We start from the raw sequence: 14,594 nt of genomic DNA on the forward strand, positions 1-14,594 counted from the left end.
ATTCTGCGGCCATCAACGATCGCTGATATTATCGGGATGCTGTGTTTCTGTTTACTGTTTCCTTGAGAATCATCCCATGCCAATCGATCCTCCTTATCTGGCACTCTACATACTTGCCGCCCTAGTGACGGGCATTCTATTGACCTTTCTGATCCTGCGTAGCAAATGGATTGTTAGTCAGCAGGCGGCCGAGCATTATCACCAGCGTCTGATGCAGAGTGAGCAGGAGCTTGCCCAGACCCGGGAACGGCTCGACCGCACTTCGCAAGCATTGCAGGATGAACGGGTAGCCAATACCCGCATGTCGATCACCCTCGAACAGAAACAGCGCCATTTCGATGAGCAGCTTGCCTTTGTCGATACCAGCCGGGAACAGCTCAAGGAAGAGTTCGAGAATCTGGCCAACGAGGTGCTCGAGCGCAAGGGCAAAAGCTTCAGCGAATTCTCACAGAGAAATCTGACCCACCTGCTCCAACCCATGCATGCGGAGATGAAAGGCTTTCGGGAGCGGATCGAGCACCTGCATCACCAGGACACCCGGCAACAGGAAGCGCTGCGCACCGAGCTCAAGAATCTGCAAAGCCTCAATCGGGAGATCACCGATCAGGCGCAACGTTTGACCGAAGCGCTTCAGGGGCAGAAGAAGATTCAGGGCAACTGGGGCGAGCTGATGCTGGAAAACGTGCTGGATGGCTCCGGCCTGCGCCTTGGCACCGACTATAAGCGCGAGGTCAGTTTCAATACCGAGGAGGGTCGGAGGCGACCGGACGCCATCGTCTATCTGCCCCAGAACAAGCATCTGATCATCGACGCCAAGACCTCGCTTTCCGCCTACGTGCGCTACGTCAACAGCGACAACGACATCGAACGCACCCAGGCCCTGGCGGAACACAGCCGGGCGGTCAGCGATCGCATCAACGAGTTGGCGGACAAGCACTATTACGACCTGCCCGGGCTCAACTCCCCGGAAGTGGTCATCATGTTCATCCCCGTGGAGTCCGCCTACGTCGAGGCGCTGAAATTCGACGACACCCTTTATCAGCGCGCCATCGAGAACAACGTCCTGGTCACCACGCCCACCACGCTGCTAACGAGCCTCAATATCGTGCGCCAGCTCTGGCGCTTCGAGGATCAAAGCAAGCACAGCGCCGAACTCGCCAATCGCGCCGAGCGCTTCTACAACAAGCTGCGGGTGTTTCTCGAGAGCATGCAGGATGTGGGCAAGCGCCTGGATGGCGCCAAGACGAGCTACGATCAGGCGCTCAATCAGCTGACCGGGGGCAAGGGCAACCTGATCAAGCAGGCCAGCGAATTTCGCGAACTCGGCGTGTCGGTCAAGAGGGAGCTGCCAGAGGAAATGGTAGAGAAGGCACGGCTAGAGCTGGCGCCATCTTCGTCAGATCCTTCTTAGTTTAGGATAGGGGATAGTGTCGTTTACATCATTGATTACCACGAGACACCTCCATGCGCCTGGACTATCAAGGGCCCTGGCCCGAGCCCATTGGATTCTTGCTGTTACCCCGCTTTTCGATGATGGCGTTCTTTTCCGCCGTGGAACCACTGCGCATCGCCAACCGCATCGCCACACGAGAGCTTTTTTGCTGGCATGTGATCAGCCAGGATGGTCAGCCCATCAGCGCCAGCAATGGCATGACCCTGCTTGCAGATACGTCCTTGGACTCGGCGCCGGCGCTTGCCAGCCTGGCGGTCGTTGCCAGCTTCGAGCCGGAGGCAACGCTTTCCCGACACTTGAGGCGCTGGCTCAACCAACTGGCGCAACGCGGCTGCGTACTGGGTGGTATCGATACCGGCAGCTTCATCCTGGCCCGGGCAGGATTGCTTGAAGGGCAGCGGGTGACGATGCACTGGGAAAGCCTGCCGACCTTTCGCGAGCGCTTTCCCGAGATCGATGCCACCGAATCGTTGTACGAAGTGAGTGCCGAGCGCTTCTCCTGTGCCGGGGGCGCCGCCGCCATGGACATGGCACTGGCGATGATCGCGCGTCGGCACGGCGAGGAGCTGGCCACCGCGGTCTCGGAACAACTGATTCATGCCCGCATGCGCACCCAACACGATCACCAGCGCTTGGACCTGACCCGTCGGCTGGGAACCCATCGCCACGCCCTGGTCGAGGCGGTGGCGTTGATGGAACAGCATATCGAAACGCCGTTGTCCGTTAGCGACATCGCCGGGAAGGTGGGTATCTCGCTGCGTCAACTGCAACGGCTGTTCGAGCAGGTGCTGACCGCAAGCCCTCGTGATCACTATCTTGCGCTGCGTCTCGCTCGCGGGCGCCAGCTTCTCAAGGAGACCGATCACGACATCCTCAGTATCAGTCTGGCCTGCGGCTTTACCTCGCCGTCGAGCTTTTCTCGGGCCTATAAAGGACGCTATGGCACCAGCCCTCGAGACGACCGAGTCATCGACTGAAACTCCCTGCACTGATCTCATGACATGACGACTCATGCCAAAAAGCTGTCGTGTTGTGTCGTATTGATAAGGCCCTGGACAGGCATGCTGATATCAAACGTCATCAAGGTAGCCATGACCATGAACAGAGCAGAGACCGATTCTCGCCTACCCCTCACCCCGGATTACGACGCCTGGCCCATCGAGGTACTGCCTGCCCGGGTCAGCCACGATGCACGTGTGCTCGAGCTGCACTGGCAGGACGGCCTCGTCAGCCGCTATCACAGCGTCTGGCTGCGGGAGAATGCCGCCGACGACAGCACCGTCAATCCGGCCACTCGGGAACGCATTCTTGATCTCTCGACCCTGGGCGACTGGCCGACCATCAGCGAGGCGGCGCTGGACGATCAAGGCGCCTTGAGCGTCACCTTTGCACCCGAGAATCGTACCCTTCGCTTTCACCCGGGCTGGCTGCGCGCGAATGACTACTCCAATCTCGAGCAGCCGGACGCCCCCCTGGTGCCGGTGACCACTTGGACCGGTGAGGAATTGGCGGAGCCCATCAGCCTGGATGCCAGCGGGTGGCTCACCCATACCGAAGACGATCCGAGGTTCGAGGCGCTGCTGGAAGAGGCTCTGCAGGCGGTGCTCGGCCACGGCCTGGTACGGTTGCGCAATCTACCTACCGAGCCCGGCACCCTGGCGCGCATCGCCGAGCGCATCGGGCCCATGCGCGATACCAACTTCGGCACCCTGTTCGACGTCAAGGCCAAGCCGGACCCGGACTCCAACGCCTACACGTCCATTGCCTTGCCCTTTCATGTGGACCTGCCCACCCGGGAATATCAGCCGGGGCTGCAGTTCTTGCACTGCCTGGAGAACAGCGTCGAGGGCGGCCAGGCGGTGATGGCGGACGGCTTCGCCATCGCCGAGGCACTGCGCGAGGAGCATCCCCAGGCCTTTACCACCCTGACTCGCGTTCACTGGTGTTACGCCAATACCGCCAAGGTGACGGACTATGTCTGGTTCGACCCCATGATCAAGCTCGACGACCAGGGCCGCTTGGTCGAGGTGCGCATCGCCGACTTCCTGCGCGGCCCGCTGATGGCGCCTTTTGAGGATATCGAACCGGCCTATGACGCCCTGATGCAGCTGCAGCGTTTATTGAAGGAGCCGCGTTTCGCCCAGCGCTTCACCTACCTGCCCGGCGATCTGGTGATCTTCGACAACCGTCGCCTGCTGCATGCCCGGGATGCGTTTGAGGGCAGCTCAGGCCATCGCTGGCTGCAGGGCTGCTACATGGAACGCGACGAGATTCGCTCCCGGCTGCGCATGCTGTGGCGCAGCGAGCGTCGGCGTCGGGTCGCGGCGCTCGATCAGTCGCGGCGGGAGGTGGCCGTTGAGAGGTGAGGGTAAGGCCGCCAGCATAGTGACGGCCTGTAGTCGCACCCTGCCCGGGCATCTATCGTTGACCACAAAACCATGCCCTCATGCTTGTAGGCGTCTTTATTGGTGTGTACCTTTATACACACACGGAATGGGTAACAAGGAAGCGATACAGCAGTCGGGAGTTGATCAAGATGCTAAAGGCTGACGGCTGGGAACAGGTCGCGGTTGCCGGCTCGCATCATCAGTTCAAGCATCCTGACAAACCCGGTCGCGTCACCATTCCCCACCCCAGCAAAGATCTGACCACACCAACGATTCGCAGTATCTTTCGTCAAGCCGGCTGGCAGCAATAGGAGGATCTCATGGCGCACTACGTCGCTCTGCTGCATCGTGAAGAGGATGCCTATGGCGTTCTCTTTCCCGACTTTCCCGGCTGTGTCAGCGCCGGTGACAGCTACGAAGACGCCCTTCGCATGGGTGCCGAAGCGCTGGCCTTTCACGTAGCCGGCATGCAAGAAGACGGTGAGCCGGTTCTTGCGCCACGCAGCCTGGAGCAGATCAAGGCCGCCGATGACGACTGGATCGAATGGGACGACGCCCTGGTCATCCTGGTGCCGCTGCTGCCCCCGCCGGAAATCTCCGAACGCGTCAACGTTACCTTGCCCAAGCGCTTGCTGGTCCAGATTGATGCCGTCTCGCGCAATCGCTCCGGCTTTCTCGCTCAGGCGGCCGCCGAGGCGCTGCGCCAGCAGAGTTCGTGAATAGCCGCACGTTTGGCCTCTCGCACCAACAAGGCGCTTATGTCGGCTCAGCCGATGCCCCGCGCCGCGCTTTATCCCAACCCTCGCTCTGCGGTCATGCTGGGCCGCTCGCCGAAGCGCGCCTGATAGGTCCGGGAAAAATGCGCCAAGTGGGTAAAGCCCGTGGCCAATGCCGCCTCGGTGACTTGGCAGCGGCTGTCGGTGAGGATGCGTCGAGCCTGGTCCAGGCGCATTCCCAAATAGCACTGCTTGGGGGTCTCGCCGAAGTGTGTCTGGAACTGGCGGACCAACTGACGCTGAGACTGCCCCACCAGCCGGCAGATTTCGGGTATCGATAACACCTGGCCTAGATGTGCTTCCATGATGGCCAGAGCGTTGGCCACCGTACGTGGCAAATGCTTCAATTGCCGCCTGAACTGATGTTCACGTAATTCGCCTTCAGACAAGCGCTGGTGAACCAACTGACGACTGACCGCCTCCGCCAGCGCCGGCCCGTAACCCAGCTCGATCCATTGCAGCATCATGTCGATGCCGGTCGCCCCACCGGAGCCGGTCAGGCTCTGCTCAGTAAATTCGAAGCGTGAACGGCTGACCGCAAGATGCGGAAACTCCTCCTGGAACGCCGGGATACTCTCCCAATGCAGGGACACCGGCTGATGCTCGAGTACTCCGGCCCGAGCCAGGATGAAGGGTGCCGTATCCAGGCCCCCGACCTTGCCGCCGAACGCCGCAACCTGACGCAACATGGCGCGATCGCCGGCAGTCACCGTGGCCTCGGCTTCATAGGACGAGATCGCCATCAGCAGCTCGCATTCCTTGAGCTCTTCGAGCCGGCCATCCACATCGGTACGCACGCCGTTGCTGGCCACCACCGGGTCCCCGGTGCTCGACAACAAACGCCAGGCAAACAGCGCTCGGCCAAAACGATTGGCGACGCGCAGCGGCTCCAGCAGGCACACAAGCGACAGCATCGAGAACTTGGGCAGCAGCCAGACATCAATGGTGTGCTCGGCCTCTTCAGGCCGCAGTACTGGTGGAAGATCCGGACGCGGATAGGGCCAGATTGTCGTGGAAAACTCACTCATGGCAATTAACTGCAAGTATATGGCCAAAAAAATCAAACTCGATCGTGATTATGGCACTAAGTTAAGACCAATGTCGTCATGTCGCAGGTAATCGGCGTCATGAATCCATCTTCGACTACTCGTGAGGAATCGCGAATCATGCACACTGCGGAAATCACGCTGGATGCCCAAGGCCGCCGTCTGATCCTGCGCGATCAAGACCGGGAGCGCTGCTTTGCCGCCTTATGGCTGCGCGAGCGCGCCCCGGATACCGATACCCTGGATGCCCAGACCGGTCAGCGTCTGATCGAGGCCGCTCAGCTTCCTCTCGATCTGACCATCGAGGACGCCAAGGTCGACGGCGAAACGCTTAGCTTGCAGTTCAGTGATACGCATTGCACGACCTTTCCTTTAGCTTCGCTACTTGAAGCCAGCGCAGCCAGCCGGAGCGACACCCCGGATGATTTGATTCTCTGGGATGCCAGCCTGGACACGCTGCCCGAGGCGAACTTCGCGGCAGCATTGGAAAGCGATGCCCGGCTGCTGGACATGCTGGATGCACTGCGCCGTTACGGGTTCGTGCGGGTGCGCGGTGTGCCCGCCGAGGAAGACGGCATGCAGGCGCTGATCGACCGCATCGGTCCGCTGCGGCGCACCAACTGGGGCGGTATCGCCGACGTCAAGTCCGTGTCACAGGCCTATGACCTGACCATGACCCAACGTGGTTTGGAACCGCATACCGACAATCCCTACCGCGACCCCATTCCTGGCTACATCTGGCTGCATTGCCTGACCAATGCTGCCGAGGGCGGTGATAGTACTCTGGTGGATGGCTTCATGGCCGCACGGCGGCTACGAGAAGCGTCACCCAAGGACTACGAGTGCCTGACTCAGCTCGCCACCGAGTTCCTGTATACCGACGACACCACTCATCTGGAAAGCGAAGGGCCGCTGATCGAACTCGACAGCCTGGGCAAGCTACGCCGGGTGCGTTTTTCCAACCGCACCGAGCGGGTGCCCGCCCACGATCCGGAAGTGCTGGAGCGTTACTACGCCGCTCGGCAGCATTTTTACGAGCTGATCACCTCGGATGAATTGACCGTGCAACTCAAGCTCGACCCCGGCGAGATGCTGATCATGGACAACTACCGCTTGTTCCATGGACGCACTGCCTTTCAATTGGAAGGCGGCATACGCCATATGCGCCAGGGCTACGTGGACCGGGACAGCACCGCCAGCCGTCGCCGGGTGCTGCAAACAAGAATGGAGGCCGTGCAATGAACCAAGCAACCTTCAAGCGTTTCGACGAAAGCCGCGCCGAGGACTGGCAAATCATCGATGCGCACTTCCAGGCGTATCAGAACGACGCCAGCCGCCGCGTGCTCGAACACCTGCTGCATCTCAAGGGCGATAACCACGGCTACCCGGTGGATCGTTTCGAACACAGTCTGCAGACCGCCACTCGGGCGCTGCGCGCCGGCGCCGACGAAGAAACCGTGGTCTGCGCCCTGCTGCATGACATCGGCGACGACCTTGCTCCGGCCAATCACGCCGAGATCGCCGCGGCGATTCTCGAGCCCTTTATCGACCCGCTCAACACCTGGATGATTCGCCACCACGAGCTGTTCCAGGGCTATCATTATCGCCATTTCTATGGCCTCGACCCCGAGGCTCGAGAGCAGTTCCGCGATCATCCGGCCTATGCCCGCACCGTGCGTTTCTGCGATGAATGGGATCAGCGCTCCTTCGACCCGGACTACGACACTCTACCGCTTGAGTACTTCATCCCCATGGTGGAGCGCATCATGAGCCGCGCCCCTTTCGGCAGCGAGCAAACGCCTGATGTCTCACCGGCGGGGGAGAGTGCATGATCACCTGCGCCCAGCGTCTGCTCGATCTACTCGAGGCCTACGGCATCGATACCGTGTTCGGCATTCCCGGCGTGCATACCATCGAGCTGTATCGCGGTTTCGATACCAGCCCGTTGCACCACATCACCCCGCGTCATGAGCAGGGTGCAGGCTTTATGGCGGACGGCTACGCCCGGTCCACCGGCAAGCCTGCAGCCTGTTTCATCATCACCGGCCCGGGCATGACCAATATCGCTACCGCCATGGGTCAGGCCCTGGCGGACTCCATTCCCATGCTGGTGATCTCCGGGGTCAACCGCCGCGACACTCTGGGCCGTGGTCAAGGGCGGCTGCACGAGTTACCCAACCAGCAGCAGACCCTGGCCGGGGTCAGCGTATTCAGCCACACCCTGCTCGATGCCAATGCCCTGGATGAGGTGATGGCCCGGGCCTTCGCGGTATTCCAGAGTGCCCGGCCGGGGCCGGTGCATATCGAGATTCCGCTGGATGTGATGCCGCAACCAGTCAACGATGCCCCGATTCGCGTGCCGCGTTTTTATCCACCCGCAGCCTCGCCAGCCGCACTGGATGAGGCTGCCGCCTGGCTCACCGAGGCCCGGCGACCGCTGATATTGCTGGGCGGAGGTTGTGCCAATGCCGCGGCCAGTGCCCGTGCCCTGGTGGAACGCCTGGATGCGCCGGCCATGACCACCATCAACGCCCGAGGTGTGCTGGGCGTGGGTCATCCACTGGATCTTGGAAACTGCTCCAGCCTCCCCGCGGGGCGTGAACTGGCCTTGAAAGCAGACGTGGTGCTGGCGCTGGGCACCGAGCTCGGTGAAACCGACTACGACCTGGTCGCCGATGAAGGCTTCATCCTCGAGGGCCGTCTGATCCGGGTGGATATCGACCCGCAGCAGCTGGCACGCAACCGACTACCCGATCTGGCCCTGCTCGGCGATGTCGGCGAGGTCATGAAGGGAATTGCCGAGCGCTTGTTGAAAGCCGAACGGCTTTCCGACCGAGCCGGTCGCGATGGCATCGTCCAGGCCGATGCGGTACGTCAGCGCCTGGCCCTACGCGAGCGTCCGGATGTTGCGCCCTATGCAGAATGGCTGGATGCGCTGCGCCAAGCGCTGCCCGAGGCCACCATCGTCGGCGATTCCACCGGACCGGTGTATGCCGGCAACTTCCTGATCGACATGCCCGCGCCCCGGCGCTGGTTCAATGCCGCCACCGGTTACGGCACCCTGGGCTACGCCCTGCCCGCGGCAATCGGTGCGGCGATCGCCGTTCCCGAGCGGCCAGTGATCGCACTGGTCGGCGATGGCGGTCTGATGTTCACGCTGAGCGAGCTGGCCACCGCTCGGGACGCAAGCTTACCGCTGGCGGTGGTAATCTGGAACAATCAGGGCTATGGCGAGATTCGTCGCTATATGGATAGCCATGACGTGGCGCGCCGAGGGGTCGAGCTGACCGCCCCAGAGTTCTCGGCGCTGGCCCAAGGCTTCGGCTGCGAGCATCGGTATGCGGGCACACCCGAAGCGCTGGCTGAGGCACTACAGGCATCGCAACGAGGCTCTCAAAAGATGCGGGCACCGACACTAATCGAGGTGACCGCCAAGGATTGATCCCGTTTATTTTTCTTTTCGTTTCCCCGCCGAGAGGCGGCAAAGCGCTACACACCGGCGCTTTACACAATAACGAGGTAACGCTATGACGGCTCCAACTATCTTTCATCCTTCCTTGCATCGTGGCCTGATGATCATCGGCCTGATGTTGACCTCCATGACCGCTCAGGCCCAGGACGAGGCGAGCCAGGTCAATTTCGTGGTCCCGCCCTGGCCCGGCGTCACGGTCAAGACCGAGATCGTCGCCCAGCTCATCGATGAGCTGGGTTATCGAGCCAATCGCCTCGACATGAGCAGCACCGTGGGCTACAGCACCCTGCAGTCCGGCGACAGCGATGTCTTTCTGGGCGGTTGGCTACCTGCTCAGCAGAAGATCTACGACGCGGCCATGGAATCCGATGCCATCGTCGATCTGGGCAACAACGTCGAGGGCGCGCGCATGGGCTTCGCGGTGCCTGGCTATGTCCATGACGCCGGCATCACCAGCGCCACTCAGCTGGACGAGCCCGAGAATCGCGAACGCTTTGGCGGAGAGTTCTACTCCATCGAAAGCGGCTCCACCGTCAGCGAATCGATCCACGACGCCGCAGACGCGGACATTCACGGCCTGGGCGATTGGGACATTCGCGAATCCTCTACCGCCGGCATGTTGGCGGAGGTCGATGCCGCCTATCGCGAAAAGCGTTGGATCGTCTTCTACGGCTGGACGCCCCACTGGATGGCACCCAAGTACGACATGGCCATTCTCGATGATCCGGCCAACGTCTACGGTCCGGAAAACGGCAAGAGCGATATTCGCACCATCGTCCGGCGTGACTTCAGCGACGCCAATCCCAACCTGACTCGGCTTCTCGATCAGGTGGTCTTCAGCGCCGAAGAACAAAGCCAGTTCATCGATGAGTTTAGCCAGCAGGAAAAGGACCTGGAAGACGTCGCCGAGTCCTGGATCGAATCTCACCCCGACCAGATCAAGACGTTTCTGGAAGGCGTGACGACCCGAGACGGTGAGCCGGCCACGAGCGCCATCGACTGAACGCTCGTTCGATTCATTATCCCTTTAGACCACGCCATGAGGAGCAATTCATGCATTACTCCGCCTTGACCTCTCGCATTGCCGGCGAGGGGGCAGCCGCCTGGGATATTCACTTCCATGCCATGGAGCGCAAGGCCCGGGGAGAGGATATCATCGTGCTCTCCATAGGCGATCCGGATTTCGTTACACCCCGGCCGATCATCGACAGCGCCGTGGCTAGCCTGCAGGCTGGTGCGACCCACTACGCCGACGTCCAGGGCAAGCCGCGCCTGCGCAAGCTGATCGCCGAACGCCATCGCAGTAAGGCCGGCGAGGCGGACGCGGACAACGTCGCGGTGCTCGCCGGCGCCCAGTGCGGGCTCTACGCCGTCGCCCAGTGCCTGCTCGATCCCGGTGACGAGGTGATCGTCTTCGAGCCCATGTACGTGACCTACGAAGCGGTCCTGCAAGCCACCGGCGCCACCCTGGTGTCGGTACCACTGCGGGCGGACGAAAATTTTCTGCCCCGAGCGGTGGATATCGAGGCCGCGATCACGCCGCGCACCCGGGCGATCATGGTCAATAGCCCGCATAACCCCACCGGCCAGGTGCTAAGTCGGGAGCACTGGCAGGCCATCGCTGATGCGTGTCAGCGTCATGATCTGTGGCTGATCTCCGATGAAGTCTATGGCGAACTGGTTTTCGAGGACGAACATATCTGCCCCGCCAGCCTACCCGGCATGGCGGAGCGAACCGCGGTGGTGGACAGCCTGTCGAAATCCCATGCGATGACCGGCTGGCGCCTGGGCTGGGTGATCGGGCCAAAACCCTTGGTCGAACATCTGACCAATCTGGCGCTATGCATGCTCTATGGCTGTCCGGATTTCATTCAGGACGCCGCTTGTACCGCCCTGGAGCATCCGCCGCAGGAGCTTGCGCAGATGCGCGAGACCTATCGACAACGCCGGGATGTGGTGCTGGCGACCCTTGCCGACAGCGAGGTACTCGAGGTGCTCACACCCAAGGCCGGCATGTTCATGATGGTCGACATTCGCCGTACCGGCTTGTCCACCCAGGCTTTCGCCGATCGTCTACTGGCGGAGCAAAATGTCTCGGTGCTTTCCGGCGAGGCGTTTGGGCCCTCGGCGGCAGGCTTCGTGCGCTTGAGCCTGACGGTCGACGCGGAGCTACTGGGCGAGGCCTGTCGGCGGATCGAGCGCTGTGCCGAGCAATGCCTGACAACGACAACCTGAGTGCCTATGAATACAACAACGTCTGCCCCGATGATCGATGCTCGCCATCTGGTCAAATGCTTTGGAGAACTCGAAGTTCTCAAGGATGTGTCCCTCACCGTCAGTGAGGGCCAGGTGGTCTCGATCATCGGCTCCAGCGGCTCCGGCAAGAGCACGCTACTACGCTGCATGAACCTGCTCGAACGGCCGAATCGAGGTGAACTGACCATCGCCGACGAGAATATTAGTTTCACTCACGACGCAGAAGGCAACATCACCGGTCTGGATCGCCGCCAGATTCATCGTTTGCGCGCCAAGGTCACCATGGTGTTCCAGCAATTCAACCTGTGGCCGCATCTGACCGTGTTGGGCAACGTCATCGAGGCGCCGCTGCGGGTGCGTGGCTTGAGTCGGCGCAAGGCTGTCAAGCTCGGCGAGCATTATCTGGCCAAGGTGGGATTGTCCGACAAGCGTGACCAATACCCGGCCTATCTTTCCGGCGGCCAGCAGCAGCGGGTTGCCATTGCCCGGGCACTGGCCATGGAGCCTCGGGTGCTATTGTTCGACGAGCCCACCTCGGCCCTGGACCCGGAACTGGTCAGCGAGGTGCTGGGCGTGATCCGCGATCTCGCTGCCGAGGGTCGTACCATGCTGATGGTGACCCACGAGATGAGCTTTGCCCGGGAAGTCTCTCATCAGGTGGTGTTCCTGCACGAAGGGGAGATCGCCGAGGCCGGCACACCGCAGCAAGTCTTCGAACACGCCAGCAACGAACGCTGCCGGCAGTTTCTGTCCAGCGTGGCCTGACGATATTTTATAACGTCTGCAACACCCCAAAAGAAAACAATGAAAGAGGCGAATAATGAAATCCACACCGATGAAACACAGCTTGATCATGGCGGCCGGTATTATCACTCTGGCCTTGAACACTAGCGGTCTGGCAGCGGAGCCGCTCAAGATCGGCATTGCGGCGGAGCCCTATCCCCCCTTCACCTACAAGGGTGCCAACGGCGACTGGACCGGTTTCGAGGTCGAACTTGGCTTACTGTTGTGTGAGGAGATGCAGATGGAGTGCGAGATCGCTCCGACCGGCTGGAGCGGCATCTTTCCGGCACTGAACTCCGGCAAGATCGACATGATCATGAATTCCCTGTCGATCACTGATAAACGCAAGCGAGTCATCGACTTCACCAATCCCTACTACTACACCCCTGCCGCCTACGTCGCCGCCAAGGGTACCGCCCTTGAGGTTCCCGACGGGCTCGATGGCAAGATCCTGGGCGTGCAGGGCGCCACCACCAACGCCACCTATGCGCGGCGGGAACTACGCGACAGCGGCGTCGAACTCAAGATCTACGATCAGCAGGAACAGGTCAACCGCGACCTGCTGGCCGGTCGTATCGACGTCATGCTCGCCGACGAGATCGCCATGACCGAATTCGTCGAACGGGACGAAGCCCAGGATTACGCCATCGTCGCCACGGCACCCAAGCATGAGGCCTTCGGTGAAGGCATCGGCATCGGCCTGCGCAAGAATGACGACGAGCTTGAAAGCAAGCTGAACGACGCCATCGCCGCAGTGGTAGAAAGCGGTCAGTGCGGCGAGCTATCGCAGCGTTACTTCGATACGGATATCTGCGGCGGCTGATCGCCTTTCCTATCTCATCGTCTCTTTCGCCAGGGCAAGTCCCTGGCGAAAGATCCTGCTCATTCGAGAAAGAACCTCATCATGGAAAACTATCAGAACGAAGGACTTCAGGCCTGGGCCGACCCCATCCTGCAAGGGGCGCTCGTGACGATAGAAATCGCCTTGCTGGCCTACGCCATCGGCCTGGTGCTGGGGCTGATCGGCGCCAGCGCGCGGTTGAGCGGCTGGGGGCCTTTACAGGCCCTGGCCACCGCCTATTCCACCCTGGTGCGAGCCATACCTGAGTTATTGCTGATCATTCTGCTCTACTACGCTGGCACCCAGGCGCTCAATGCGGGGCTCGGCGCCCTGGGGTTCGAAAGCGCCATGCAGATCAGTGGCTTCGTCACCGCCGTCGGGGTACTGGCCTTCGTTCAGGGCGCCTACATGACCGAGGTGTTTCGTGGCGCCATTCTGGCCATTCCTCGCGGCCAGCTCGAAGCTGCGGATGCCTATGGTTTCTCGCGCTGGACCCGGTTTCATCGTTTCGTGATTCCCGGCATGTTGCCCAATGCCCTGCCCGGCATGTCCAACCTGTGGCTGATCCTGGTCAAGGATACGGCGTTGATCAGCGTGATCGGCTTCGAGGAGTTGTTCTTCACCGCCCAGCAAGCGGCGGCGAGCACCCGCTCCTACTTCCTGTTCTACAGCGTCGCGGGAGCGCTCTATCTGGTCATGACATTGGGCTCCAACGCGCTTTTCGGCTGGGCGGAGCGCATCGTTCGGCGTGGCCAGCTCCCAGACAACGCCTAGGGCAACTTCCAAGAGAACAACGCCATGGACTTTTCCTGGATCTTCGATCCGTTCTATCAAGAGTATCTCTGGACGGGTTTCGTCAACACGCTGCTGCTGGTGGCGGTGTCCGGTATTCTGGGGCTGATACTGGCGGTCATCATCGCCCTGGTCCAGCTCACCGCGCCCAAGCCGATTGCCATGCTGGTACGCGGCTTCACCACGGTGATTCGCGGCACGCCGCTGCTGGTGCAGCTGTTCTTCTTCTATGACGGCGTGGGCCGCCTGCTGCCGCAGATTCCCGGCATTCAGGAAAGTATCATCTGGCCCCTGCTGCGCGACCCGTTTTTCTACGGCGCCCTGACCTTCATCATCAGCGTGGGCGCCTATTCCGGGGAGGTGATTCGCGGCGCCATGCTCAGTGTACCCAGCGGTGAGCTGGCCGCAGGCCGCGCCTTCGGTTTGTCGCGCTGGCAGGTGCTGTACCGGTTATGGCTGCCTCGCGCCGTTCAGATTTGCCTGCCGACGCTTACCGGCGAAATGATCCTGCTGCTCAAATCCGTGCCTTTGGTATCCACCATCGCCGTCATGGACCTGCTCAAGGCCGCCAACCTGGTGCGTGACGAGACCTTCCTGGTCTATGAGCCGCTGCTGTTGATTGCAGGTATCTATATCGCCTTGACCCTGGTATTGACCATCAGCATGCGCTTCATCGAGCGCAACTTTCCCGGCGCCCAGCCAGCCAAGATGCGGCGCCGGCTGCTGCCCGGCTAGCGGCAACGGCTCGTATGTCATGGAAGCATTCAAGGTCGCCGCGATACAGCAAG

Annotated in this window: 15 protein-coding genes; 14 read left to right on the plus strand and 1 reads right to left on the minus strand. The window is 61.2% G+C overall.

Going from position 1 to position 14,594, the window contains the following annotated elements; all coding sequences use genetic code 11:
- The first annotated feature begins 76 nt into the window (after positions 1-76).
- The 5 genes from rmuC to ACPF7Z_RS03000 all read left to right on the plus strand — a co-directional run bounded on the left by rmuC (position 77) and on the right by ACPF7Z_RS03000 (position 4,559).
- On the plus strand, positions 77-1,411 hold the full coding sequence (gene rmuC / locus ACPF7Z_RS02980; protein ID WP_425191674.1) for a DNA recombination protein RmuC: 1,335 nt from the start codon (positions 77-79) through the stop codon (positions 1,409-1,411).
- 53 nt (positions 1,412-1,464) lie between these two features.
- Positions 1,465-2,430 carry a GlxA family transcriptional regulator gene (locus tag ACPF7Z_RS02985; RefSeq protein ID WP_425191675.1) on the plus strand — a complete coding sequence of 322 codons (966 nt, stop codon included), beginning with the start codon at positions 1,465-1,467 and terminating at the stop codon, positions 2,428-2,430.
- Between the two features lie 84 nt (positions 2,431-2,514).
- A complete protein-coding gene (locus ACPF7Z_RS02990; RefSeq protein ID WP_425191676.1) occupies positions 2,515-3,819 on the plus strand; it encodes a TauD/TfdA family dioxygenase in 1,305 nt (434 codons plus the stop codon).
- A gap of 104 nt (positions 3,820-3,923) precedes the next feature.
- Positions 3,924-4,151 (plus strand): type II toxin-antitoxin system HicA family toxin, encoded by a 228-nt coding sequence (locus ACPF7Z_RS02995; protein ID WP_425191744.1) that lies wholly within the window; start codon positions 3,924-3,926, stop codon positions 4,149-4,151.
- A 9-nt stretch (positions 4,152-4,160) separates the two neighbouring features.
- On the plus strand, positions 4,161-4,559 hold the full coding sequence (locus ACPF7Z_RS03000; protein WP_425191677.1) for a type II toxin-antitoxin system HicB family antitoxin: 399 nt from the start codon (positions 4,161-4,163) through the stop codon (positions 4,557-4,559).
- Positions 4,560-4,630: 71 nt separating this feature from the next.
- Here ACPF7Z_RS03000 and ACPF7Z_RS03005 read toward each other — a convergent pair whose 3' ends face one another.
- The gene (locus ACPF7Z_RS03005; RefSeq protein WP_425191678.1) at positions 4,631-5,644 is read right to left on the minus strand and encodes a GlxA family transcriptional regulator; all 1,014 of its coding nucleotides are present in this window, start codon (positions 5,642-5,644) and stop codon (positions 4,631-4,633) included.
- Positions 5,645-5,782: 138 nt separating this feature from the next.
- Here ACPF7Z_RS03005 and tmpA point away from each other — a divergent pair, with 138 nt between their 5' ends.
- The 9 genes from tmpA (at position 5,783) to ACPF7Z_RS03050 (ending at position 14,541) form a co-directional block, all read left to right on the plus strand.
- Entirely contained in the window at positions 5,783-6,904 is a 1,122-nt protein-coding gene (gene tmpA / locus ACPF7Z_RS03010; protein ID WP_425191679.1) for a 2-trimethylaminoethylphosphonate dioxygenase, read from the plus strand.
- Positions 6,901-7,494 (plus strand): HD domain-containing protein, encoded by a 594-nt coding sequence (locus ACPF7Z_RS03015; protein ID WP_425191680.1) that lies wholly within the window; start codon positions 6,901-6,903, stop codon positions 7,492-7,494. Before tmpA ends, ACPF7Z_RS03015 begins: the two co-directional genes overlap by 4 nt.
- Positions 7,491-9,104 (plus strand): 5-guanidino-2-oxopentanoate decarboxylase, encoded by a 1,614-nt coding sequence (locus ACPF7Z_RS03020; protein ID WP_425191681.1) that lies wholly within the window; start codon positions 7,491-7,493, stop codon positions 9,102-9,104. Before ACPF7Z_RS03015 ends, ACPF7Z_RS03020 begins: the two co-directional genes overlap by 4 nt.
- Positions 9,105-9,189: 85 nt before the next feature.
- Positions 9,190-10,137: an ABC transporter substrate-binding protein gene (locus ACPF7Z_RS03025; RefSeq protein ID WP_425191682.1), complete on the plus strand. Its 948-nt coding sequence runs from the start codon at positions 9,190-9,192 to the stop codon at positions 10,135-10,137.
- 50 nt (positions 10,138-10,187) lie between these two features.
- Positions 10,188-11,369: a pyridoxal phosphate-dependent aminotransferase gene (locus ACPF7Z_RS03030; protein WP_425191683.1), complete on the plus strand. Its 1,182-nt coding sequence runs from the start codon at positions 10,188-10,190 to the stop codon at positions 11,367-11,369.
- A 6-nt stretch (positions 11,370-11,375) separates the two neighbouring features.
- Complete coding sequence (locus tag ACPF7Z_RS03035; RefSeq protein ID WP_425191684.1) at positions 11,376-12,155, plus strand: ABC transporter ATP-binding protein; 780 nt, start codon at positions 11,376-11,378, stop codon at positions 12,153-12,155.
- Positions 12,156-12,210: 55 nt separating this feature from the next.
- Entirely contained in the window at positions 12,211-12,996 is a 786-nt protein-coding gene (locus ACPF7Z_RS03040; RefSeq protein WP_425191685.1) for a transporter substrate-binding domain-containing protein, read from the plus strand.
- An 81-nt stretch (positions 12,997-13,077) separates the two neighbouring features.
- On the plus strand, positions 13,078-13,788 hold the full coding sequence (locus ACPF7Z_RS03045; RefSeq protein WP_425191686.1) for an ABC transporter permease: 711 nt from the start codon (positions 13,078-13,080) through the stop codon (positions 13,786-13,788).
- A 24-nt stretch (positions 13,789-13,812) separates the two neighbouring features.
- A complete protein-coding gene (locus ACPF7Z_RS03050) occupies positions 13,813-14,541 on the plus strand; it encodes an ABC transporter permease (protein WP_425191687.1) in 729 nt (242 codons plus the stop codon).
- The last annotated feature ends 53 nt before the right edge of the window (positions 14,542-14,594 follow it).

The sequence above is a fragment of the Halomonas sp. GXIMD04776 genome, from assembly GCF_049808615.1.
In the GTDB taxonomy this organism is placed as follows: domain Bacteria; phylum Pseudomonadota; class Gammaproteobacteria; order Pseudomonadales; family Halomonadaceae; genus Modicisalibacter.